At 37.5% G+C, this 24,782-nt stretch carries 28 protein-coding genes; 23 read left to right on the top strand and 5 right to left on the bottom strand.

What is annotated here, in order from left to right; translation table 11 throughout:
* The 23 genes from ACZ5QH_RS14640 (at position 1) to ACZ5QH_RS14530 (ending at position 20,145) form a co-directional block, all read left to right on the top strand.
* The gene (locus ACZ5QH_RS14640) at positions 1-1,338 is read left to right on the top strand and encodes a DUF1073 domain-containing protein (protein ID WP_303577233.1); all 1,338 of its coding nucleotides are present in this window, start codon (positions 1-3) and stop codon (positions 1,336-1,338) included.
* Positions 1,283-2,161: a phage head morphogenesis protein gene (locus ACZ5QH_RS14635; RefSeq protein WP_303577234.1), complete on the top strand. Its 879-nt coding sequence runs from the start codon at positions 1,283-1,285 to the stop codon at positions 2,159-2,161. The genes ACZ5QH_RS14640 and ACZ5QH_RS14635 overlap by 56 nt, the downstream gene beginning before the upstream one ends.
* A gap of 22 nt (positions 2,162-2,183) precedes the next feature.
* Complete coding sequence (locus ACZ5QH_RS14630; protein ID WP_303577235.1) at positions 2,184-2,417, top strand: hypothetical protein; 234 nt, start codon at positions 2,184-2,186, stop codon at positions 2,415-2,417.
* Between the two features lie 25 nt (positions 2,418-2,442).
* Complete coding sequence (locus ACZ5QH_RS14625) at positions 2,443-3,636, top strand: DUF2213 domain-containing protein (RefSeq protein WP_303577236.1); 1,194 nt, start codon at positions 2,443-2,445, stop codon at positions 3,634-3,636.
* Between the two features lie 12 nt (positions 3,637-3,648).
* Entirely contained in the window at positions 3,649-4,119 is a 471-nt protein-coding gene (locus tag ACZ5QH_RS14620) for a structural cement protein Gp24 (RefSeq protein WP_303577237.1), read from the top strand.
* A 6-nt stretch (positions 4,120-4,125) separates the two neighbouring features.
* Positions 4,126-5,100: a DUF2184 domain-containing protein gene (locus tag ACZ5QH_RS14615; protein WP_303577238.1), complete on the top strand. Its 975-nt coding sequence runs from the start codon at positions 4,126-4,128 to the stop codon at positions 5,098-5,100.
* 13 nt (positions 5,101-5,113) lie between these two features.
* A complete protein-coding gene (locus tag ACZ5QH_RS14610) occupies positions 5,114-5,503 on the top strand; it encodes a hypothetical protein (protein WP_303577239.1) in 390 nt (129 codons plus the stop codon).
* A 9-nt stretch (positions 5,504-5,512) separates the two neighbouring features.
* Positions 5,513-5,896, top strand: a complete 384-nt coding sequence (locus ACZ5QH_RS14605; protein WP_303577240.1) for a DUF4054 domain-containing protein — start codon at positions 5,513-5,515, stop codon at positions 5,894-5,896.
* A 9-nt stretch (positions 5,897-5,905) separates the two neighbouring features.
* Positions 5,906-6,097: a hypothetical protein gene (locus ACZ5QH_RS14600; RefSeq protein ID WP_303577241.1), complete on the top strand. Its 192-nt coding sequence runs from the start codon at positions 5,906-5,908 to the stop codon at positions 6,095-6,097.
* A gap of 7 nt (positions 6,098-6,104) precedes the next feature.
* Complete coding sequence (locus ACZ5QH_RS14595) at positions 6,105-6,581, top strand: hypothetical protein (RefSeq protein WP_303577242.1); 477 nt, start codon at positions 6,105-6,107, stop codon at positions 6,579-6,581.
* Positions 6,574-7,014, top strand: a complete 441-nt coding sequence (locus ACZ5QH_RS14590; RefSeq protein ID WP_303577243.1) for a hypothetical protein — start codon at positions 6,574-6,576, stop codon at positions 7,012-7,014. Before ACZ5QH_RS14595 ends, ACZ5QH_RS14590 begins: the two co-directional genes overlap by 8 nt.
* A 65-nt stretch (positions 7,015-7,079) precedes the next feature.
* The gene (locus tag ACZ5QH_RS14585; RefSeq protein WP_303577244.1) at positions 7,080-7,847 is read left to right on the top strand and encodes a hypothetical protein; all 768 of its coding nucleotides are present in this window, start codon (positions 7,080-7,082) and stop codon (positions 7,845-7,847) included.
* 6 nt (positions 7,848-7,853) lie between these two features.
* Positions 7,854-8,165: a hypothetical protein gene (locus ACZ5QH_RS14580; RefSeq protein WP_303577245.1), complete on the top strand. Its 312-nt coding sequence runs from the start codon at positions 7,854-7,856 to the stop codon at positions 8,163-8,165.
* 26 nt (positions 8,166-8,191) lie between these two features.
* Positions 8,192-8,422 carry a hypothetical protein gene (locus tag ACZ5QH_RS14575; protein WP_303577246.1) on the top strand — a complete coding sequence of 77 codons (231 nt, stop codon included), beginning with the start codon at positions 8,192-8,194 and terminating at the stop codon, positions 8,420-8,422.
* 75 nt (positions 8,423-8,497) lie between these two features.
* Positions 8,498-9,004, top strand: coding sequence for a zinc ribbon domain-containing protein (locus ACZ5QH_RS14570; protein WP_234623946.1), 507 nt, complete (start codon positions 8,498-8,500; stop codon positions 9,002-9,004).
* A gap of 89 nt (positions 9,005-9,093) precedes the next feature.
* The gene (locus tag ACZ5QH_RS14565; RefSeq protein ID WP_303577247.1) at positions 9,094-13,089 is read left to right on the top strand and encodes a phage tail protein; all 3,996 of its coding nucleotides are present in this window, start codon (positions 9,094-9,096) and stop codon (positions 13,087-13,089) included.
* 9 nt (positions 13,090-13,098) lie between these two features.
* Positions 13,099-13,746, top strand: coding sequence for a DUF2460 domain-containing protein (locus ACZ5QH_RS14560; RefSeq protein WP_303577248.1), 648 nt, complete (start codon positions 13,099-13,101; stop codon positions 13,744-13,746).
* Complete coding sequence (locus tag ACZ5QH_RS14555) at positions 13,743-14,600, top strand: DUF2163 domain-containing protein (RefSeq protein WP_303577249.1); 858 nt, start codon at positions 13,743-13,745, stop codon at positions 14,598-14,600. Before ACZ5QH_RS14560 ends, ACZ5QH_RS14555 begins: the two co-directional genes overlap by 4 nt.
* Before the next feature lie 45 nt (positions 14,601-14,645).
* Positions 14,646-16,268: a hypothetical protein gene (locus tag ACZ5QH_RS14550; protein WP_464016712.1), complete on the top strand. Its 1,623-nt coding sequence runs from the start codon at positions 14,646-14,648 to the stop codon at positions 16,266-16,268.
* Positions 16,269-16,285: 17 nt separating this feature from the next.
* Positions 16,286-16,711, top strand: a complete 426-nt coding sequence (locus tag ACZ5QH_RS14545) for an NlpC/P60 family protein (RefSeq protein ID WP_464016711.1) — start codon at positions 16,286-16,288, stop codon at positions 16,709-16,711.
* Positions 16,708-19,200, top strand: coding sequence for a phage tail protein (locus ACZ5QH_RS14540; RefSeq protein WP_464016710.1), 2,493 nt, complete (start codon positions 16,708-16,710; stop codon positions 19,198-19,200). The genes ACZ5QH_RS14545 and ACZ5QH_RS14540 overlap by 4 nt, the downstream gene beginning before the upstream one ends.
* Positions 19,201-19,261: 61 nt before the next feature.
* Complete coding sequence (locus tag ACZ5QH_RS14535; protein WP_303578140.1) at positions 19,262-19,633, top strand: hypothetical protein; 372 nt, start codon at positions 19,262-19,264, stop codon at positions 19,631-19,633.
* On the top strand, positions 19,630-20,145 hold the full coding sequence (locus ACZ5QH_RS14530; RefSeq protein ID WP_303578139.1) for a glycoside hydrolase family 108 protein: 516 nt from the start codon (positions 19,630-19,632) through the stop codon (positions 20,143-20,145). The genes ACZ5QH_RS14535 and ACZ5QH_RS14530 overlap by 4 nt, the downstream gene beginning before the upstream one ends.
* 132 nt (positions 20,146-20,277) lie before the next feature.
* On the opposite strand, the gene ACZ5QH_RS14525 is transcribed toward ACZ5QH_RS14530, so the two are convergent.
* The 5 genes from ACZ5QH_RS14525 to ACZ5QH_RS14505 all read right to left on the bottom strand — a co-directional run bounded on the left by ACZ5QH_RS14525 (position 20,278) and on the right by ACZ5QH_RS14505 (position 24,701).
* On the bottom strand, positions 20,278-20,862 hold the full coding sequence (locus ACZ5QH_RS14525) for a cold shock domain-containing protein (RefSeq protein WP_303578138.1): 585 nt from the start codon (positions 20,860-20,862) through the stop codon (positions 20,278-20,280).
* A 393-nt stretch (positions 20,863-21,255) separates the two neighbouring features.
* Positions 21,256-21,561 carry a hypothetical protein gene (locus ACZ5QH_RS14520; protein ID WP_004724429.1) on the bottom strand — a complete coding sequence of 102 codons (306 nt, stop codon included), beginning with the start codon at positions 21,559-21,561 and terminating at the stop codon, positions 21,256-21,258.
* Positions 21,562-21,901: 340 nt separating this feature from the next.
* Positions 21,902-22,714 (bottom strand): hypothetical protein, encoded by an 813-nt coding sequence (locus ACZ5QH_RS14515; RefSeq protein WP_303578137.1) that lies wholly within the window; start codon positions 22,712-22,714, stop codon positions 21,902-21,904.
* A 77-nt stretch (positions 22,715-22,791) separates the two neighbouring features.
* Complete coding sequence (locus tag ACZ5QH_RS14510) at positions 22,792-24,087, bottom strand: Y-family DNA polymerase (protein ID WP_303578136.1); 1,296 nt, start codon at positions 24,085-24,087, stop codon at positions 22,792-22,794.
* A complete protein-coding gene (locus ACZ5QH_RS14505; protein ID WP_327858665.1) occupies positions 24,084-24,701 on the bottom strand; it encodes a LexA family protein in 618 nt (205 codons plus the stop codon). Before ACZ5QH_RS14505 ends, ACZ5QH_RS14510 begins: the two co-directional genes overlap by 4 nt.
* Positions 24,702-24,782: the final 81 nt, after the last annotated feature.

Below are 24,782 nucleotides of genomic sequence, written 5' to 3'. Positions count from 1 at the left end.
ATGGCTAAGAAAAATAAGCCTGACGCTATTGGCGATGCGGGGGCTTACACTAATTTTGTGTCTAATATCGGCACAGGTCGAGATAAGGCATCATATGGACATTTCGTGCGCCGTGATATTGCTGATGATCAGCTTGAAGCGGTTTATCAGGATTGGTTAGCGCGCCGTATTGTAAATCGTCCAGCAAGTGACATGCTTCGTGCTGGATGGTTCTATGAAGGTATTCAAGGCAATGATTTATTAAAACTTACAGAAGCTTGTGAGGAATTCAATCTGAATAAGATTTTACTGTCTAGTTTGATTCTATCTCGCTTGTATGGCGTTGTTTACGTTTTATTAGGTACAGCAGACGGAAAAACTTTAGATCAGCCATTTGAGCTGAATAAGCTTGGAATTGGACGTTTAGAGTTTTTCACTGTGATTAAGAAGAAATATATAACTGCCGATAAGACCAAGTACTTACCACCTCAAGAGTGTGGTGGATTGCTTAAACAGCCTGAGTTTTACAAGTTACGTTTTGATGATGGTAAGCCAGAGCAGAGAATTCATCACACTAGATTAATTAAGATTTGTCATGCGGATGTCGTGAATGAAGAGCCTCAAAGCATCTTACAGGAAGTGTATAACGACCTATTAGACCATGCTAGTGTGAAACGTGGTGCTGCAAGTCTAGTCCATGAAGCAAAGATCGATATTATTCGGACACCAAGTTTGATTGAAAAAATCACAGATGATCTTAGAGCAGTAACTGACCGTTTTCTGAGTGTGGGTTTGCTTAAAGGCTTAAACGGCATGTTGGTTTTGGATAAGGAAGAGGAATATGACTCTAAGTCTTATACATTCGGTGGTTTGCCTGAAATGATGCGTGAATTTTCGATTCAAACCTCAGGCGCAGCAGATATCCCATATACCATTTTGTTTGGTCAATCACCTGCAGGTTTAAATGCCACAGGTGAGCACGACACTCGTAATTACTATGATGGTATTGCTACAAAGCAGACATGGGATGTAAAGCCGGTACTATTAAAGTTTCTTGCCGTGATTTGCCAATCTACATTTGGTCGGCAATTTACAGGCTTGAATGTGGTTTTTAATCCATTATGGCAATTGGATGCAAAGGTACGTTCAGAGGTTGAGAAAAATAATAAGGAGCGAGACCAAGGCTATCTAGATATGGGTATTTTGACCGAACCACAAATTGCTCGTCAGCTACAGATTGATGGTGTCTATTCTGTGATCGATGACGCTCATATCAAGTTGCTTGAATCAATGGTGAATACAGATGACGACGATAATCCAGCTGCTAAAGCCCCAACTCCAACAGATCCAGAAGAGTAAACGAGGCAGAAAGCCAAAGCTAAAGCCAATTAAAGTTAATCGCCGTATTGAGCTTTATTACACCAGACAGCTTTTAGCGATCGCTAACTATTGCCATGAACAGACCAAGGAAATTGTTTTACCGGCAATTGGTGAAAATATTGGAGATAGTTGGTTCAGTGAGATGCTCTCGAAAATACGAGATAAGATTGTTCGATATGTTTCTGAAACATCAAAACCATTGGCAACTAAGGTTGTAAGTGATGTTAGGCAAGAAGTGGATAGTCAGATTGCTAAACACACCAAATCAGCTATTGGAGTTGATCTAACGCCTTTCTATCAAGCGAGTGACATCCAAACTACTGTAGATCAGTGCATTGCTGCCAACGTATCTTTAATTAAATCGATACCACAACAGTATGCAGATAAACTTGAGGCTTTAGTTTTAAATGCTTTGCAGACAGGCCAGACCAACGAAGAACTTGCTTTAGAAATATATAAGCTTGGTCAATCTACAGAGTATCGTGCACGTTTAATTGCTGCAGATCAGATAGGCAAGATTAATTCTAATATCAACAAGCAACGTCAATTGGCTTTAGGTGTTGAATCTTATACATGGCAGACTGCCAAGGATGAGCGAGTACGAACAGATCACAGAAACAAGCAAGGTAAAACTTTCAGATGGGATGAACCGCCAAGCGGTGGCCATCCTGGTGAACCTATTCGTTGTCGGTGTGTGGCGTTGCCAAATTATGAGGATATTTTGGTTGGTGAGGATGAACTTCAGGAAGGTATTAATAAAAAACAAGAAGAGTATGAAGAGATGATGCGCTCAAGTACTTAATTTAATTAAAATAGGTAATTTTATGAGACGTAAAAAGTTTACTAAAGTACGATTTTATCGCCGTTTAGAGGCTCAAAAGAAAAAATGTAGCTATTATGGCTTTGATTATGGCCGTGGTGATTATTCTGTTACTTGGAATTTAGAGCCTTGGCATAAAGCATTAAAAAACGCAGGGAGTGTGATGGTACGTTTGATAGGTGAAATATCTGAGAAACGATTTAAACATTTGTATTCATGTAATCCAAAGAGCCGATAGGGCTCTTTTTTATTGAGCCTTATTTATGAAAGTTCTTTACCAACTCAAAATTGGTGATTTTGCACCAAGTGAATCATCACGCTCATTTACCAAAGAAGGGTATTTGAAATGCGTCAATGTTCGCTTGGCCAAAGCCCCACAAATACGTCAGTACTACGCCTACGAATTCCCATCATTAGAGGGATTCACGGCAGATCAGAACATCAATGTCTACACACCTGCAGATGAACTTTTTAAGCCTGAATCGGTTGCAAGTTTTAATGGTGTAGATGTTACTGACTATCACCCACCTAAAAATGAAATTAATGCTTCTAACTGGAAGGATTATCACATTGGCTATTGTGAGAACGTGCGCCAAGAAGGTGACTATTTGGTGGGTGATCTTCTCATCAAGGATAAAGTCAGTATTGACCTAATTCAAAGCAATGAGCGCATTGAGATGTCGCTTGGCTACGCAGCCATATTAGTAGTTGAGCAAGGTATGGCGCCAGATGGTACGCCGTACCAAGCGAAGTTTATCAATTTTACAGGTGATCACATGGCACTGGTGAAATACGGTCGCTGTGGCGGTGATTGTCGCATCGGTGACCAAAAACCAAACCCAAAGGGGAAAACAATGGAAGTAGAAGTAAATGGTATCCGCTTCGATATTGGTGATAACAAGCCTTTAGCGGATGCTTTAAACATTCAAAAACAACAATTGGAAAATTTAAAAGCCGCCAAATTGAAAGTGGGCGACAAGCAATTTTCTATTGGTGATGAATTACCTGCAGTGCAAGCGGTCGTTGATCAATTACACACTGATAAAGCAACGCTTGAACAGAAAGTCGGTGATTTAGAAAAAAATCAGATGACACCTGAAAAGTTGGAACAAGCTGCAGCTGAACGTGCAACTGTTATTGCTGATGCTAAAGCATTATTACCAACGGTTAAGACGGAAGGTTGTACGTGTGAGCAGATTAAACGTGATGTGATTGCTTCAAAAACAGGTGACAGCCTTGTATCAGCGGTTCTTGGTGGTGTCGCTGTGGGTGATGCCAAACCTGATCAGGTAGATATGGTGTTTCGTGCATTATCAGCTGTTAAAGGTATTAATCCAACAAATCCAGTGAATGATGCTCTTAATTTCCAGCAACAACACAAGGTTGCTGATCATGATCCAAACGCTGGCAAACAAGAGCAGAGCTATAGCAAAGCCTCTGCATATAAAACAATTTAAGGAAGGAACATCATGGTTCAACAATATGATGCTGTACCTGGTATGAAAGCCCGATTAAATGGTCCTGAAGATATTTTATCTTTACCATTTTCGGGTGCTGGTGTGGCAAATGATGGTGATGTGGTCATTATTAATACTGATGGTAAATCAGTTTCCAATGTGACAGATGCAACCAATAAAAAATATGGCGTTATTATTCGCCACGGCGTTGGCAAGTCTGGGAAAAATACTGCAGGGAAAGAAGCCTACCAAGCCACTGACATGGTACCAACCATGACGATTGGTGCACTTTGGGTGAAAGCCACAACACCAGTAACAGACATTACTGCAAATGTTTATGTCAAAACTGCCAACGGTACAACTGATGCGCCGTTAGGTTCTTTATCACCATCTGCTACAGATGGTACTCAATTGCCTAATGCATCATGGGAAACGATTTCCAATGCACAAGGTTTGGCTGTTGTACGTTTACGTGGGGCATAATAAATTATGAGTAAACTCGCTCAGATGAAGCTACGATTAAGTCCAGTAGCTCAAATTGTTCAAGCTACTATTGGTGACGCATTTAACTTTGATGCATTGGCACAGTTATTTGTAAAAATCGAACAACAAAATGAAATTACACCACAACTCGAACAGGTCATGGATTATGCAAAGTATATTCCTGTAATGCCTGTTAATGGTGTGTTTGGAGGTGGTGAGATACTTTCACGGAAATGGGGTGTTGGTATTGGTAAAGACTATGCAGGTACTGGAAATGACATCCCATTAGCTGAAGTTGAATATGACACCGTTTCTCTTCCCATTAAAGTTGGTGTGATCAGCTATCAATACTCAATTATGGAGCTTGAAGCTGCCCAAAAGCTTGGTATTGCATTGGAAGCTGATAAAGTTGATTCAGCACGATTGGCTGCTGAGAAACATTTAAGCCAAATTGCTTGGAATGGCAATAGTAAAACAGGCGTAAAAGGATTTTTAAATCAAATAGGTGTGACGATTGTAACAGGGCAACATGATTGGTCGACTGCAACAATTGAGCAAATCCTTGGTGATTTTAATACCAGCCTTTCTGATTCCGAAAACCTGTTTGATGGTGATGTATCGGTACAGCCTGATACTTATCTCATGGCATCAAACCAATATATGCATTTATCAACACGTGTGGTACCAGATTCAGGCGGTAAGACATTCCTTAAATATATCGAAGAAAATAATATTTTTACCACACAAGGTAAGACATTAACGATTCGTGGTTTAGGGCGTTCAAATAGTAAAGGTACCGCTGGCGCAGATCGATCAGTGATTTACCGCCGTGATCCATCGTGTATTCAAATGAAATGTGATGATGTTTCATTCTTAGCTGCTCAACCTGCAGGTTTGGATATCAAAGTACCTGGTCATTATAAATATCAGGGTGTTTGGTTGAAGCGTGTTGATTCGCTTCGTTATTTGGATCATGCATAAGGTTTAAATCACTATGAAATATTCATATTTATATAGCGGCTTACAAGCCGCTTTTGTTTTTTCTGGCCTTGCTGTTTTACCTAATGGTGTGCCAACAACTGTGGATGAAGATATACATAAGGCTTTGTCTAAAAATAAGTTTGCTAAACATCTGACCGATTCAGGTGATTTAACTGTTACTGAAATTGCTGAAGATGGTGCAACAAAAGCAACTGGTAAGGGTTCTACTGGCGGTCGTGGTAAAAATGGTAAACAAGAAGGTGCGGCAACCGATGCAGCGAGAGCGGCTGGTGAAGCAGCATTAGCCACAGTTCAGGCTGAGCTGACAGAACTTGGAATTACCTTCTCGGAAGATGAAACTCTTGAGCAACTTCAAGCGAAGTTAGCCCAAGCAAAGGAATAAGGGGGAGCTATGGACCTACAGGCGTTTAGAGAAAGATTCAAATCAGATACTCAACTTTACAACTCAAATGATTCAGAAATTCAAGATGCTTTGGAAGAAGCTGAACTTGTTGTTTCAGTTATTGAGTTTGGGAAATTGAAGGAACGTGCTGTAGGTCTATATGCAGCACATATTCTTAAAGTTCAAAAATCCAATCCAAATGGTACAGCCATTTCCAATGCTTCGAGTATGTCGATCGCTGGTCAGAGTGTGAGTTACGCTCGATCCTCAAAAGAAACATTCTATGATCAAAGTATTTATGGCCAACGCTATTTAGCATTAAAAAATTCAATCCCAATTGATGATAAAGGCACGAACCCGAATAGTTTGGGCGTTGGTGCGTTTGTCATTTAGGAGTAAGTAATGTTGTTTAAGTATCTAGCACCTGATTCTTACAAACCGACATGTATAGTGATTTCAGGTCAATCCTATACATTAAAAAATGGAGTAGTTGAGGCAAAAGAAGATATTTATTTTGCCCTACAACCTTTGGGCTTTACACGCTATGTAGATGAACCCAAAAAAGCAGTAACAGTAGCAACGACTAAAATCTAGGTGATTTATGGTTGATTCTGTCGATGTTCATATTCAACTGAACGAAGAAAATAACCGGGTGAAAGTTGAAGTACGCAGAACGATTACAGCTTTAACCTTAAAACTTCAGCGAATGGTTCAAGAAGATATGTTGAGCGGACAAAGGCTAAATGTTCAATCAGGGCGCTTACGTGGTTCGCTTGCTTCAAAGGTTGAAGAAACCGGCGGTGTGATCGAAGGAATTGTTTCCGCTGGTGGGGCTCATGTTAAATATGCTTTTATCCATGAGTTTGGATTATCTGCTGCCATAAGTATTAAAGAGCATTTAAGGCATATCAAGCAAGCATTTGGCAGACCAATCACCCAAAAAGATGTACTGGTTAAGGCGCATAGTCGTGTTGTGAATTTTAAAGAAAGACGGTTTATGCGGGATTCTTTAGATGAGATTGCTAAGATTGTGCCTAAAAATATAGATAAAGCGATTGAACGAGGTCTTAATGGATAGTGAAAGTATTTACCAAGCTTTGTTTAATCGGCTTTCAAATATACAAGGTATGGTTTCAGTCAGTCGGCGTTTAAAGCATTTCAACCATGTTCATAATGATCAACGGCCCGCATTATTCGTCACTCAAGGTAATCAAGCTGAAAATCCCGTAAAAGGATTAAACGCTAAGATTATCCTTAGTGCTGATTTGTATTTATATGTTTTTGAGGCAGATCAAGTTAATGCGATATCAACACAGATTAATACCTATGTTGATGCTATCCGTGAAGCCATTAAACCTGAGTTTCCAGAAATATGTGAATATCAAACCTTAAATGGCTTGGTTGAGCATTGTTGGATCGATGGAACAATTGAGGTCTATGAAGGTGTTGATGGAATGCTGGATGGACAAGGTATTGCCATCATCCCAATTCAAATTTTAACAACTAACTAAACTTTTCACCCTAATTTATAACCGCCTTAATTGGCGGTTTCGTCATTTTTAAGAGGTCAAAATCAATGGCTCAATATTTATTTGGTGCAGGCAAAATCGTTGCTACACCGATCCAAGATGTTTACGGTAAACCAATCAGCAATCCTACACCTATTGAAGTGGGTGTAATGCAAAGTACATCAGTCGATATTTCATATGATTTAAAAGAATTATTTGGACGTGGCCAATTTGCTGTAGATGCTGCACGCGGAAAAGGTTCAATTAAGTGTAAAGCTACAATTGGTCGAATTAATGGTGCTTTGCTTAATTCGATTTTCTTCGGTGGAGTTGTTGCAGATGGTGGTATTGAGGTTATCACTCAAACCATCAATGGTGAAAAAATTGCCACTGGTGGAATTGTCACGCCTGTTGTGCCTAATGCTGGGACCTATGTTAAAGATATGGGCGTGACAGATGGTAAAGCTATTCCACTTACACGTGTTGCATCTGCGCCAATTGTGGGTCAATACAGTGTAGATGAGGCGACTGGTGCATACACATTTGCAACTGCTGATGTGGGTAAAGTGGTATTTATCAGCTTTAAATATTCGGCAACAGTGGCAGGTGCAAAGTCAGGCTTAGTCAATAACCTTGATATGGGTTATACACCTGAATTTTCAGTGAACCTGCAGCGTGAATATAAAGGTAAGTTCATGGGCATGGAATTTTTCCGCTGTACCAGTAACAAACTTGGGTTTAGCTCTAAACAGGATGATTACGATCTTCCTGAATTCGAATTTCAGCCGATGGCTGATGATTTAAACCGCGTTTTCTCTTGGAATACTTCGGAGTAATAACCAATGCAATTTAAAGAAATTGAAAATCCACGCGGTACTACAATCAAGATTGATGGCCAAGCATTTGTATTTGCGCCGTTGTCACTTGGTGCAGTTGAAAAGCTTTTACCAGCTTTACAAGGCTTTCAGCCAAATGATGTTGGTACAGTGATTGATGTCGCGCATAAATCATTGAAGCGTAATTATCCGGAAATCAGTCGTGATGATGTTGCAGATATGATTTACATGGATCAGCTGGAAGAGGTGATGGGTGCTGTTATGGCAGTATCAGGACTAAAAAATAATAAAGCTAATGCAGGTGAATCGGGGGAATAGACTGGGAGGAACTTTATACTCATTTAATGATGACGACTGGTAAGGATTATGACTATATTCGTGATCAAATGGATTTACCAAGAATCAGCGCATTAAATGAGTATCAAACAAAGTTTCCTCCCGCAGATGTTGGCATTCAGCGACTTTGTCGAATTTTAGAAGCATTTATGGGAATTGAAGATAATTCACAATCTCAAGATGATGATGATGATGAAGATGATTTAGAAGAAATGTTGAGTGCCTTTCCTCAAGGGTGACTTCGGTCGCCCTGATTGATTTTTATGTAACAGTTGGTTAAGATTTGTGTAGCTTTATAAATTAGATATCAGAAAATGGCATTAATCAACTGTAAAGAGTGTGGTGCACAAGTTAGTACTCAAGCTAAAAATTGCCCGAGTTGCGGTGCTAAAGTAAAAAAACCTACATCAATTATTACTTGGATATTTTTAGGTTTAATAGTATTTGGAATCATCGGCGCAATGGTTGGTGGTGGGAATTCTAGTTCAAATTCATCAGCATCTGGCGAACCATCATTATCTCCTAAAGAACAAGCACTTAAAGATTTAGATTTTAAGTTTGATTGGAGCAAGGGAGGATTTGATAACATTATGATGATCGATATGACAATTAAAAATAATGGAACTAAAGATATCAAAGATTTCACAGTTGAATGTGAGCACTCTTCAAATAGTGGCACTAAAATTGACAGTAATAAACGTCAAGTTTATGAAATTATTAAAGTTGGTGAAACCAAGAAATTTAAAGAATTCAATATGGGCTTTATACATTCACAGGCAACCTCATCAAGTTGCGGGATTACAAATTTAGTCGTTATGTAATTTAAATATAATTGGATTTTTAAAGTTCAATACTAAATATTTATCTAACCGATCCGATGGATCGGTTTTTTTATGCCTAAGGAAAAGTTATGGCCAATGAAGTTGAAGTAAAAATCACAGCCTCTACGGATGCACTTTCCGATGGTATGAATGAGGCAACTAACAAAGTTCAATCTGCTGCAGCTGATATTAACCGTATTGCAGATACGATAAAAAATGCCTTTGATGGTGTACGTGTTTCACTAAAAAATATTGATGTTAGCTTAAACATTGATATGAGCGATGTTCAACAAAAATTGAGCAATGCAGCTAATACCATTAAATCACGCATTAATAGCATTGTTGATGAAGCTTCAATCAAATTAAAAATTGACACAACAGCATTGGACTCCGAAATTGGCCATGCAGAAAACTTGATTAGATCTCGTTTGTCTGCTCTTCCTATTCAAAACGTTAGATTAGATATTGATATTCATGAGATTCAACGCCGTTTAAATCAAATCAATAATCAACAGGTTAAAGTCAAATTAGGCATCGATCTAAGTCAGTTACGCTCAGAGTTACAACAGGCAAAGCAAACTGTATCAACAACATTACAATCTGTATTTTCTAATGCAATTCAAATTACAGTTAATTTGCCTTTATTGTCAGCACAGCTAAATCAAGCCCGCACTATGATTCAAAGTGCAATTAGTCGTCTGCAACACACCAATATCAACTTGAATACAGTTATTAACGTTGATGCCACTAGTACAATGTTGCGCGGATCCTTGGACCGTTTAAAAACGAGTATTGATCATTTAAGGACTCGAATAAATTCTGGCGGTGGTGGTTCTGGAGGCGGTTCGGGTGGTGGATCTGGTTCGGGTGGTGGCTCAGGTGGCAGTGGATTAGGAACAAGTGTCCTTGGTAACTTCCTGGCGAATATGGCAAGTGAGCTGGTACTGCAAATTGGTGCATTAACTGGTGAAGTAATCCGGAATGCTCGTGAAATTGAAAATATGTCTCGTCTTGCTAATGCGACAACGCAAGAGTTTCAAGAGTGGTCTTTTGCTTCTAATTATGTTGGCATAAGCCAAGAAAAACTTGGCGACATCATGAAGGATGTTAATGACAAGTTTGGTGAATTTATGCTCACTGGTGGCGGAGAGATGGCAGATTTCTTCGAGAAGATTGCCCCTAAGGTTGGTTTAACTGCCAAAGCATTCCAAGGTTTATCTGGTCCTCAGATTCTAGGTAAGTATTATGATGCATTACAAAAGGCTGGCCTTTCTCAAGCTGAAATAACAACTCAAATGGAAGCATTAGCAAATGATTCAACATTGCTTTCGCCACTATTAGAAGATAATGCCAAGAAATTAAAGGAATATTCGAAACAAGCACATGAACTAAATATTATTCTGAGTGATGAGGCAATTCTAGCGACTAAGGAATTCGATTCTTCCTTAAGTTTAATTAGCGCGACGATTAAAGGCTTGCTAGGGCGATTGGTTGCAGAGTTAGCGCCTGGTCTAAAAGACATGGCCAACAATTTTTTATCATCCGCAACCAAGTCTAAAGAGGCTATTGATGGTTCAATCACTGCAATTGTTACGATTTTTGAAAGTTTGTTGGATAGTACAACAAGTATATTGCAATTAATTTCTGATATCTGGAGTGACCTAACAAAAGACATTGGTGATGGATCAGTTCAACAGATAACTTTCATGGATCTTTTGTCAGCAACACTAAAATCTTTAGCAACAATAGTTGTTGGTTTAAAAGTAGGCATTCAAATTTCATTTGCAACAATTCGAGCAGTAGTAGTTTCCGTTTGCCAATACATTTCAGCATCAATTTCTACAGTTATGAATGTATTTGGTGGATTTAGAGATACCATTCAATTTGGTTTAGATGTATTGGGGATCAAATTTAAGACATTTGGAAACATTGTTGAGAATGTATTAAGTTTCAATTTCTCAGGTGCTAAAGCAGCTTTTGAACAAGGGTTCAATGAACTCAGTTCAATTACAGATAAATACACCTCAAAAATGGGGCAACGAGTTGAATGGCTTAAATCTGACTGGACAAAATCTGCAACAGGGGTATCAACTGCAATTAATTTGATGGGACAAACGATCTCGGATTCTGCCAACAAAGGTGGTGAATTAATTAAAAATTTATATTCACCTGATACTGACAAGGCTAAAAAAGAAACTCGATTATTGTCTACATTCGATTCAAAGCGTGGAGTAGGAACAGGAACCAAAGATGAAAAGGATAAAAAGGAAAAATCAGAATCTGATAAATCTGTAAGTAACCGTCTTATTGGTATTTCTGGGAATACTGGGATTGGGACAGGTGCTCATTTAGATGTTCGCTATTCTGGTAAAAATGCACCAGTAAGTGCTGAGCATTTGGCGAGATTACAGGCTGGCGGTAAGCCATTATCAGCTTACACAATGACCTCAGGCTATGGTCCACGTAAGGCTCCTACAGAAGGGGCTTCAACATTTCATAAAGGTATGGATTTTGCCATGCCAGTTGGCACACCTATTACTACAAACCACAGTGTAAAAAGTGTTGAGACATCAAACAGTGGAAAGGGTGGCTATGTATCAAAAGTGACTTTTGGGGATGGTGTTATTTTAAGTTTGCTTCATCAGTCTCCAGACATAATGAACAAAGTACCAAAGGGTGAAACTAAGGGTACTGCAGGCAAGGGGGCTAACTCTAAAAATGATGATTATTTTAAATATGTTGAGGAGCAAAATCGTCAAACTGAAAAGGCTGAAAAAGAGCGTCTTGATCTGAAATATAAATATGCTTCAGAGCAGGGAAAAGTTCAGTCGGATTTAGCTAAAGAGATTGATCGTATTAATAAATCAACTTCTTCTGATGATGAAAAACGCGCTTATACAATTCAGGCTGAAAAGGAAGCGAATGAAAAACTTATTCAATTGGAACTTGAGGCTTTAGAAAAGAAGAAAGTTATCAATGAACTAGACATTCAATCACGGATTGAATCAGCTCAACGTAATTTAGAATTTTTTAAAGCTATCTTAGAGTCTGAACTTGATGCAGGTCGGATTACCAATGTTGAAAAAGTTCAACTAGAAAAGCAATTACAGGATCAGCTTTATCAAATTAAACGTGATGGAGCTTTAGAACGTTTAGATCTAGAGGCGGATAAGGCAAAATTAACAGGTAAAAATGATGGATTGGCTTCAGCAAATAATAATATTGCTGAACTTGATAATCAAAAGGCCATTAATGATGTGAGCGCACCAGGTCTAATGACCGAAGCCCAAATGAAAGACTTTGATAAAAAGTTCGGCGGTCTAACTTCTAGAATGTCAAATTTGTGGGACCAAGGCATGCAAGCCATGTTGAACGGGACCTTGACGTGGAAAAATGCAACGAATGCGATTTTTTCAGAAGTTGCCATGGAATTTGTTCAAAAAATGGTGACTAAACCTATTCAGGATTATATGGCAGGTTTAGCCAAAAGACTTGCAGTAAAAATGGGTTTCATCAAAGCTGAAACTGCAGCAGAAGTAACAGGCCAAGCGGCACAAACCACTGCAGTTATAACAGGCGAAGGGATGAAAACCGCAGCAACCTCAACAGGTGTTTTTGCCCGATTAGGTTTAAAACTCATGGAAGTACTTAAGTCCATCATGATGTCTGCATGGGAAGCAATGGCAGCAGCTTGGGCGGCACTATCAGCAATTCCTATAGTAGGTCCAGCACTTGGAGTTGCAGCAGGTATTGCCGCATTTGCAGGGGTATCTGCAATTGTTGGAAAGGTATCATCTGCTCGAGGAGGCTTTGATATTCCTGCAGGTGTAAACCCAATGACACAACTACATGAAGAGGAAATGGTTTTACCGAAGCAACACGCCAATACAATCCGCGCCCTGGGTAAATCAGCGATGGGTGATGGTTCAATGCCTATGGCCCAAGCAAGTGCAGGTGATACTGGATCAATGCCACAAGTCAATATTCAGGCGTGGGATTCTAAAGACTTAAAACGCTTTATGAAGAAACACGGGCGTGAGTTGGCTGGAGGTTTGAAAGGGTATAACCGTAATTTCGGTAAATAAGGAGTTAATATGTCGGATGAATTATTTCCTGAATTACCAGGACTAGAATGGGAGCTTACAAAGACTCCCATTTTTAATACCAAAATTATGACTTCGGTAAACGGTCGAGAACTTCGAGCAAGTTTTCAGGCTGTACCGAAGTATGCTTTCACAATGTCTTTTGCTTTTTTACGCGAAAATAAAGGTCGTAAAGAATTGCAGAAATTGCAAAGCTTTTTTGAAGAACGACGAGGAGCATTTGATTCATTTCTTTATAAAGCACCTGAGGACAATGAATTTAATTGCTCTTTTGTAGGTGATGGGGTTACCACAACCTATCAACTTTATAAGTCGCAGGGTACAGCTCAAGTCGCTATTGGAAACACGCTCGAAGATACACAGCCATCCAATCCAGATATGTGGAATCAAATTCAATCAAAAAATATGTGGGTGGCTGAAGAAAAACTTATGTGGAGTGCTGACACAGTTGGTGTAACAAAAGAAGGAATGTTTGTGCTTTCAAAACCATTAGATGAAGGTCAGAAAATTCATATTTCTGGTACGTATTTTTATCGCTGTCGTTTCAAAGATGATGAGCAACAATACACTCATTTTATGGCCAAGCTTTGGAAAGCCTCAAAAGTTGAAATGATTGGATCATTGGGGAAGAAAATATGAGAGCAGCTTCAGCGAAGTTAATCAGTTTATTGGATGCAGATCAGTTTCTTATGGCTGATCTATACACTATTACTACAGTACAGAACCAAGTCTATCGATACACAAATTACGATTTTGATTTAGTGATTGGTGGAAATATCTATAGTTCAGAAGGTCCAGTAATCAAGCGCGAAGGTTTCAATTTATCTTTAGGGATCGAAGTTGATAATCTATCAGTTTCAATAGAAACAACCGACGATATAAAATTTGATCTGTTACCTATAGTCCAAGCGTTCCACAATGGGCAGATGGATGGTGCTCGTTTCAAATTAGAACGTATTTTTATGGACATCAATACACCTACAGATACAAGTGCAGGGGCCTTATTATTATTTGAGGGACGAATCATTGAGCCTGAACTTGATCGTTATATGATCCAGCTTAATGTGGCTTCTGACCTTGATGATTTAACTGTGCAAATGCCTCGTAACCTATATCAGCCAAGTTGTTCAAATACTTTATTTGATAGCGCATGTGGCTTAAATCGACTTAATTATGTAGTGGATAGTGTTATTGAGCCTGGAAGTATTTCTTCCAGAATTATCTGTAATGTTACTCAGCCACAGGGGTGGTTTACGCAAGGTGTGGTTGAGTTTTTAGATGGCGGGAATGCTGGGTTAAAGCGAACAGTGCGTTTGCATGAGGCTGGTATTTTACTTCTGACGTTACCATTGCTTGAAGCTCCTAAAATAGGCCAAAAAATCAAAGTTTATCCTGGATGCGATAAACGTTTAGAAACCTGTGTAAACCGATTTAATAACAAAGCAAAGTTTCGTGGCGCACCATTTATACCAGTGCCAGAAACTTCAGTTTAAATTTTTAACTCGGCAAAAGTTAGAATTAATCAGAGGTACGTAAATATGCCATTGCCAGATGCGAATGATTTTATTGGTGAAAATATTACTGAGCTTGAATTTAAGAATGCTCAGAAGGGATTGCTAGAATTTATAGGTAATGCAGTGCCATCAAAAAGCACTAACTTACATCCAGTTCAGTTAGTTGGTGCAAAAAATATTGAGACACATGCAAAATCATATAATGTGCTTATAGATGGTTTGAGATATACAGATAATTGTTATATTGGGGATGATGGACAATTGATTGAAAATGCCTCAACTAAAGTTACAGAGTTTATTCCAATTTCAGTTGGATTTAGTTTTGTCATTTCTAAAGTTGCCACTTACGTAGCTGCTGTATATGACTCGAATTTCAATTTTATTAAAGTTATCAAAAGTGCTTCAGAAAATATTGAGTATATTTTAGAAGTTGAATCTCCTGCATACAAATTTATTAGATTTAATATCATAAAGTCATGGAGTGTTGAAATAACTGGGGTGTTGAACAAGTATTCTCTAGATTGGTTTTATGCCACACCAGAAAATATTGGAAATGCTGTGTCTGAAATAATTAATAGTACAGGTACAGATGTCAATCTAATTGAAAGTATTGATTTTATTATTGGTGGATATATAGATAACAACAATGTTATTCACAATTGGCCACCCTACTCTTATTCAGCGGAATATATACTTGTTGATGACTCTAAGAGATATGTGATTAGTTTTGCTGCTAGTTTTGTAGGTGTTTGTTTTGATAAAAATCAAAGCTTTATTGGCTCTATAGCGAGTAGCTCAGGTGCTGGTAGTTTCGATTTTGAGTTTGATTTACCTAAAGGCACTAAATTTATCAAAATAAATATTTCAAATAGTGACACAGTAAAATCACTTAAAGAAAAAAGCTACTCTCTAAATATCAAACCAAAATCAGCATGGCAGAACAAAAAAATTGCTTGGTATGGCACAAGCATTCCGGCGGGATATCCGCATTCAAATACGGATACGGAACGTGATAGCTATTCGCATGCAAATCTCGCTGTTCACGACCTTGGTGCTAGTATTATCAATAAATGTGTTCCAGCAGGTGGGATCGGGCTTGGTGTTGTGCTGTCATTTTCTCGATTAACTGATTCAATTAATTATCAAAATTCATTGTTGAATTTAATTGGAACCGAACGAGAACCCGATCTTGTTGTGTTTGATTATGGTGTAAATGACTATGATCAACATCCAGCAGATATCGATGCTTTTGATCCGGAAGATCCATTAAATTCTGCTATGAGTATAGATTCACGCGATGCAAATACATTCATCGGTGCTCATAATAAAATTATTGATGAGATGTTGACTTTGAAGCCTGATCTGAAGTTTTGCTTTATTACACATTTCAGTAATGATAATGCAAATCCCAATATTGCAAAAAAACAAGATTTCTTCAAACAAATGAATGTTGTTATTAAGTCACTAGCTGATTATTGGGCAGCTCCGATTTTAAATCTTCATGAAAAGACTGGTTATAGAAATCGAAACAACTTTAATTCAATTGATCCAGCTATGCCAGACCACATTCATCCAGCGAGCGGAGATGGAAAGTCAGTTGAAAGCTTAAGGAACATCGTACGAAGTTTTTTAATCTCAATCGCTTAACGTTATTTGAGTAAAATATGAAAAACCACGAAGCTGTTGATGAAGCAATCACTTGGATTGGTACACCATACCATCACCAAGGTAGAATAAAAGGTGTGGGTGTTGATTGTGGAACTTTGATTTGTGAAGTTTATGAAAAAGTAGGCTTAATGGATTACCTAGACCCACGCCCATATCCACCAGACTGGCACATGCACCAGATGGGCGAGCGTTATTTAGAGCATATCAAAAGTGTGTGCTTTGAAGTTGATGAACCTCAACCAGGTGACATTGTTCTTTATAAGATTGGCAAATGCGTTAGTCATGGCGCAATCGTGATTGAGTGGCCAACTATAATCCATTCCTATATCAATCTTGGGGTCATTATTCAGGATGGCACAAAAGGAAGTTTAGCCCGGCGAATAGCTGGGTTTTTTCGTATGAAGAGGCTAAAAATAGAATGAGTGGATTATTTGGTGGAAACACAATAAGTACTTCTGACACTCGTATTAATTCTATGCGAGTCCAGCAATCAGCTTACGGGCTTTGTCAGCCTTTGGTTTACGGTAAAAACAGACTTGCTGCCAATATGTTTTGGTATGGTGATTTTCATTCAATTGCCAAAACCACAACAACCAAGTCCGGTGGTAAAGGAGGGGGATCTAAAACTAAGAATACAACCTACACCTATTACACTTCATTGATGCTGGGGCTTTGTGAAAACAAAATCAAAGATATTGGGATCATTTGGCGAGATAAAGAACAAATCGTCACTAAAACTGAAAAGGGCGTTCAGCTAAAACCAATAGATCAAATCGGATTTGAATTGTACAACGGGAATGCCAATCCTGTTTGGGGCTACTTACAGTCTAAACATCCAAATGAGGCAATTAATTATCCATATCTTGGTTATGTAGCATGTGCAAATTATGAGTTAGGAGGGAGTGCAAGTCTTGCCAATCACAATTTCGAAGTGATTAGCGATATTACTTTTTCAGATACAATTCATGATGCTAATCCGGCAGATGTAATTGAGGATTTGATAACTAATCCGCGTTATGGTGCTTCACCTTATTTAAGCATGGATGATCTATCTGAGTTTAGGACGTATTGTGCTGCAGCTAATTTATTAATCAGTCCAGCTTTGACTGAACAACGTGAAGCACATGAGATCATCAATGAAATTGTTGAAGCGGTAAATTGTGCGGTCGTACCAAGTCCAGACGGATTGAAAATCAAAACTTATGGTGATTCATCAATCACTGGGAATGGCTATACCTTTACACCTAATTTAGAACCGGTATATCACTTAACTGATGATGATTTTATCAGTGAAGATGAACCACCGATTAGAGTTCGACGCAGCCGTGATACTGATGCTTTTAATCATACTCAAATTGAATATGTAAACCGGTTCAATCAATACAATACTGAGACGGTGGAAGCAAAAGACCAGGCGAATATTGAAATGTTTGGTTTGCGAACTGAAGATCCAGTAAAGCTTGAGATGTTCTGCGAGCCTAAAATTGCCCGACATGCAGTGCAATTGCGTTTGCAAAGGCTTTTATATGTTCGAAATGAATATGAGTTTAATTTGGGATGGAAGTACTGCCGTTTAGAACCGATGGATATTGTAACCATTACAGATGGATCATTAGGTTTAGATCGATTTCCTGTACGAATTACACGTGTAGAAGAAGATGAAGACGGAATGCTGACGATTACTGCTGATGAGTTAGCAGTGGGTTCTAGATCTGCGGTCGAATATGATTTGCAATCATCCAATGGATATCAGGGTGGTAACGAAGATCCAGGTAATGTAAATGCACCTGTTATTTTTGAACCACCTTTAGATCTAACCAATGGATTAAATCAAATATGGATAGCGGCATCAGGTGGGATCAATTGGGGCGGTTGTAATGTATGGGTAAGTTTAGACAATACAACGTATGAGCGAATAGGCACGATTTATGGCTCAGCTCGATACGGATCAATTACCAATAGCCTTAGCACAAGTGACACTTCAGTTCAGGTACAGCTTAATACATCAAGTCAGATATTTAGCGGTACTGTTGAGGAAGCACAGGTAGACGCAACACTGTGTAAGATTGGTGATGAGTTTGTCAATTATGTTGAAGCAACGTTGAATGGATCCGGGCTGTATACATTAAGTGGAATGCTTCGGGGACGTTATTATGATCCAAGTACACATAATGCCGGTGAACCATTTGTTCGCATAGATAGAGCAATTTTTGAGTATGATTTTAATCAGAGTCTAATTGATAAACTGGTCTATTTAAAATTTACTAGCTTTAATGGCCTAGAGCAGAAAGAACAATCCTTAGATGAAGTAACTGCATATAGTCATACGATTAGTGGAGGTATTCCATCAGGCGTAAAAGGTTTATCTTTGCAGTCAGCATTCGTTGGAACAAGTTTTAAGGTTCAATGGCAAAATACTGCAGGTGCATCAGGGTATATTGTTCAAATCTTATCTGGTGGCATATTACTAAGAACTGTAGATACGACAAACACTGACTATAGCTACTCAATGGAGGAGGCTAAAATAGATGGTGTACAGCGTTCATATACAATTCGTGTTGCAAGTAAAAATGGAGAAGTCATAAGCTCCTATGCTGAGTTAAATATTAGCAATCCTGTACCACCTCAATTATTAAATGTTTATACATCGGCAACAAAAGACTCAATTACAGTCACATGGATTCCAAGTGAAGTTCCTGATTTGAAAGACTATCAAGTTTGGGTAAGCACAAATGCTAACTTTGATCCAGGAACAGTAGCAGCCAATTGGACTGGTACTGAAAACGCTTGTACGATTAATCAACTTCAATCCACCACAACATATTATGTACGAGTTACAGCCAGAGATGTTTGGAAAGCAACCGCTTGGAATTATTCAGCACGTATAACCCAAGCAACTACTGAAACTTAATTTAACTAAATACGAGCACCCAACCGGGTGCTTTTTTATTGCCAAAAATCAGGGGAACAAAGTGAACGATCCAATTTCTATCAAAGGCTTACCATGGCTTTTTAAAATTATGGCTGCGGTAATTGGGGCTATTTTTGCACTAACTTTATCAGGGGATATCGACACACAAGGGCGTATCAAAATCACCATGGGTGTCATTATGAAATTCACTTTCAGTGTAGCGATAAGCCTTTATGGCGGTTCAGCATTTATCGAATATTACGACTTAACACATTACACGCACATGACACAGGGATTTGTCATGTTGATTTTTGCCATTTTTGGAATGCTTTGTATTGGTATTGCTTACCAGTCTGTACAGCTCCTGAAAGGCAAATCCTTTAATGAAATCATCTCGGAAGTTAAAGAGGCATTTGGAGCTATATTTAAATGAATTTTGAAAAAGCATTTGATCGATTAATTGGCCATGAAGGTGGTTACTCTACAGATCAAAATGATCCTGGTAATTGGACGGGTGGAAAAGTTGGAAAGGGGATTTTTAAAGGCACTAAATACGGTATTGCTGCCAATACATACCCAAATTTAGACATTAAAAATCTTACCATTGAACAAGCCAAAGCAATCTATAAAAAAGATTGGTGGGATAAATTAGGGGCTGATCAGCTTCACCCGGCAATTGTTTTTCAATTGTGGGACTTCGCTGTAAATGCAGGGAAAAGCCGAGCAGTTAAAGAATTGCAACAAGCAGTTGGTGTTCCAGATGATGGAATTATTGGACCTAAAACAATTGATGCAGTAAAAGCCATGCCAGTAAATGATGTTTTGATTTTATTAGCATCTGAGCGCTTACGTTTTTACACATCACTTCCAACATGGTCAAAATTTGGGAAAGGGTGGACAAATCGAGTTGCAGAGAATTTAAAATATGCAGCTGAAGATAATTAGTCTATTGGTTTGCGTATCTCTATCAGGTTGCAATGCCCAAACGATTAATACAAATGTGAGTGTGGGTATTTGCGTGAAAGCCCTTTAGAGGGCTTTTACAACTTAATTATAATTAAATTTTATGGGGATCTATCAGAATTGACTTTCGCATGGGATTCCATCTCCATCACCATCCATTTTTGTTCCTGGGCAATTATTTATAAAAAATACTGCCTCCTCATATGATTTCATTTCACTACAGTATACTCGTCCATCACAACGATATTGTGGAACTGAATTAGTTATAGTAGATGAGGTTCTTTCAACAAGTTCAACGGGTTGTCTTTTTAAGGTCTCTCTTTTATATATTCCTGATAAAAAGGGTATTAAAACAGCTAGAAATACGGAGAATATAAATACACCAATAAAAATTTCAAGTAAATTAAAACTCTTTTCTTGTGGTTTTCTCTTACTATATTGTGACCGAGTTTGAGGTTTACTATAGCTTGGACTTTGTTTCTCTTCGATCTTAAAATCTAAACGTATAATATTTTCTGCTTTTATTCTTCCGTTTTCACTAACGATACGAAATTTTAATCTTTCTCCGATTTTAGGAGGGAATGTCTTGTGTGGAAAATCACTGATATGAAAAAATAAATCTTTTTCATGATCTTCAAGTTGGATGAAACCATAACCTTTATTTTCATTATAGGTCGTAATTTTTCCTTCTTTAAACATATGATTCTGCAACATTGATTTTTAAGTAAATATTGGGAACAAAGATAACATCTTTAAATGATAAATTAAATGTTTGAATTTTTAAAAAATAATTCAATATTATTAAGTAATACTTTGGATTAATTAGATATTTTTTTAATAAAAATTTTCCTATCCAAATTTCTACTTGCTCCAATCTCCAGTTAAGACAAGAAAAATACCAACCACCAATAAAAGCAGTGAAAAACTCGAAAAGTGCATCACAGAATATCAAAGAGTGGCAAAAGCCGCTGATGGACACGCAGCTGATGCAGAAAGATTAAGTGAGTCATAGCCCTCTGAGTGAGAGCGAATTCGCATAATCCCCATTACATATTAAATAGCAAAAAGCACTCTTAATTTAATGGTTTATAATTACTTTTGATAGTCATAAATAAAAATCTTTTTCGATAAGATAGAATCAAGTTGCACATATTTTATCTTATGGCACTTAGATGGCTGTTTATCTAAAGATTCATAAAAGTCACGCCATGTTAAACCAGAAGGAAAAGCTTTTTGACGAATTCTTTGGGTATCATAAATATAGTTATCAACATTAAGGTAATAACCTGAACCATTTTTAGATTTACTTTCCCCTCTAAAATATGCACAAGTTTCAATAATATTTGTAGGATTATTTAATTTATATTTTAGTATAGCGTTATAGCCCCATACATTCATAAAGAAGTTAATGGAGATGAGCGCAATACAACCATAGACTATCACTTGATACAGTCTAGACTGAGCCTTTATGTGGTGATAATAGTTTCTCAACAGATTTCTCTTATCATTAGTTCCAAATAGAATTACTTATGAGTTAAATTTTTCTAAAGTTATCTTAATACAGCTTATTGGAAAATTTAAATATTTTTTCATATCATGATGCCACCTTGCCCTAAACTCCTCAAACTTCAATCAGGGCAGGGCAAAGAAATCACGCTATGGATCATTGATACCGTTGCTAAATACAACGAGTGTAGCGCTTTGAATGATGCGAAGAATAAGGCTCTTAATTGAGTGATCATTCATATTGTTTTTTAGCTTTTAATTCAATAATACATAAATTGATTAATTCCTCATGAACTACTAAACATTCTTCAATATGATTTAAATAAGTAATTTTGTCTTTTTTATCTCCCATTACTCTATCCAAATCTTTATTGAAAAATTTATACACATTATTTTGATTTATGACAAAAGTAGCATCATTATGGCTAGTGTTATAAATTGGTCTAAATATATTATATTCACCATTTATATTAAATGTTAGGTTTTTATTTACATAATATTTGTAATAAGCTCCATAAATGTTTAATAAATCTTGATTAAATAAATCTAAAACATTTATATATTTTTCATATTTATTGTATTGGATAATCAAACTTTCGTTTTTAAAGAGTTTGCTTATTACAGCTAAGTCTGCATACATAAGAAAAAGCAATTTTTGATGATTTATTGATAAATGATTAAGGTATTCATTTTTAATAATTAAATTATTGTTTATTTTTTTTAAGTTAGCTGCATTACTTCTACAAAGGTTTAAACTGCTGCGAATTTCAGAAATTTTAAAAATTGCACTATTTAAATAAGTAGACTTGGTATCATGATCTTTTTCGAATCGCCAATCATTAAATAGTTTAGATGCAATGTAAGCTGCTGTCAGAGTTGCAAAACCACCAAAAAAACTAGCAATTGTTGACCATGCATCTTTTATTCCGGTAGCAGAATCTAGATAATAAAATAATATAAAAGTTGCCCCCATGACAACAAATGTTGCCACAGCTAATGTGGCTATAGTATTTATAGCAATTGTAGTTTCTTTTGTTGGTTTCATTTAATCATTTTCATTTAAAATTATGCAAATAATGCAAAATTAATCACTTACAGTCAACAACCCACCCCATCTAAAATTCACTTAACTTTAATCATCCCATTCTTCGTAAAATAATTCTTAGACAACATATCTCGACTCATAGACCACTTACGATCTTTGAAGTAACACGGACCTACTGAGATCTTGGCTTTGCCAAACTTTGTCTGTATTTCTTCATAGGCATGCATCAAGTTTTCATTCTCAATTCTAGTTTGATGATCTGAAAGCAAGTCGGGGATATGGTTTGATTTTTGAATTAGATCTGAATAAAACACACCACATTTTTTGTACTTGATGCCTGGTTTATAAATCTTCTCTAATAACAAATAAGCAACCTCAACAAGATCAAGAACACAATCAGTTGGTTCAGCAAATTTGTATGTTTGAGCTTTGCTGTAATACGGCACAGATGCATCAAAAGGGTTGGACTGAACAAAAGCCGTTATCACACCGCACAATAGTTTTTCTTTCCTTAATCGACCTACGGCATCTTGAACATATTTCGACATTGCTTCTTTTAAGTCTTGCAGCTCTGTTATTTTTACACCGAACGACCTACTTGCAACGATCTGCTGTTTCGGTTTTGGCTGGTCATCAATTGGCATGCAAGATATGCCTTGCAATTCTAAGACTGTTCTCTGCATGCAGACAGTGAACATCTTGCCCATAACAGGCGGATTCGCTTTAGATAAATCTAATACAGTCTTAATCCCCATGTCATTAAGCTTTTTATTCTGCTTTCTACCAACTCCCCAAACTTCGCCAACCTCAACAAGCGACCAGAAATAATTACGATGTTTCTCGTCCATCGTTGCCAGATCACACACCCCATTGAAACGTTTGCCTTTCTTAGCCATGTGATTCGCGATTTTTGCTTCAGTCTTTGATCTTCCGATTCCAATAGACACAGGTAACCCGATCCACTCTTGAATGCGTTCTCGCATCCCTTGGCAATACTCCACAAGATCATAGTTATTCTTAAAGCTTGTCAGATCTAGAAAGCATTCATCTATGCTGTAAATCTCTTGTTCATGTGGTGCGACATAACCTGCAAGTATCGAATGAAATCTACGTGACATTTCAGCGTAAATTGCATAATTGCTTGAAAGAACCTGTACATGGTTTTTCTGAACTACATCTTTGATCTGAAAGAGAGGAACACCCATCTTGATGCCCATAGCTTTAGCTTCATTTGATCTAGCAACAGCGCAACCATCATTGTTTGAGAGTACGATGACAGGAATATTGTTTAACTTGGGGTTAAAGAAACGTTCACACGAGACATAGCAATTATTGATATCAACAAGAGCAAATACCTTTTCTTCATGTTTCATTTGAAGTTCTTAATAACTTTGGTGACAACACCCCAGATTACAAGCTCTTGCTCATTTCGTGGGAGGATAGGTTGGTATTCTATATTTTCAGGCTTAAGCCAAACTGCTGGAAGATTTCTAAGATCATTTTCATTATGAAAAATATCGAACAATTCATCATGAGACATTCGCTGTGTAATCATCATTCTTTTCACAGTGAAATCATTGTCAATGAATGCGATAACAATATCTTGATGCTGTGAGCGGATACTTCTATCAACGATTAAGTAGTCGTTAACTTCAATCCCTACATCTTTCATTGATAAAGACTCAACTTGGACAATGAAAGTTGCTTCTTTATTTGAGATCAGAAGATCATTCATATCGACAGTTTTGTCTATATAGTCCTCTGCAGGAGATGGAAAACCTGCAGCAATTTTATTGAGAACAAGTGGAATAGAATACTTTGTGATTGATTGGAATGACGATATTCTTGATATATCAGATAGACATCGCGATTTAGAAGGATGTGCTCTGATATTGATAACTTTAGAGTCTTTCAAGTGGGCTAGACTTGCTTCATTTAGCTTTAACAACTTAGCTTTTGATGAGCTGTCATCTAATTTAATATCCATAAAAACACCACTTGATTACGTTACATATTCAAGAGTTTAGTTTGTATGTTTTAAAATTTCAAATTTAAAAGCTGTGGATAA

The organism is Acinetobacter sp. Ac8, from assembly GCF_055392545.1.
This window is presented reverse-complemented; position numbering and strand designations above follow the sequence as displayed.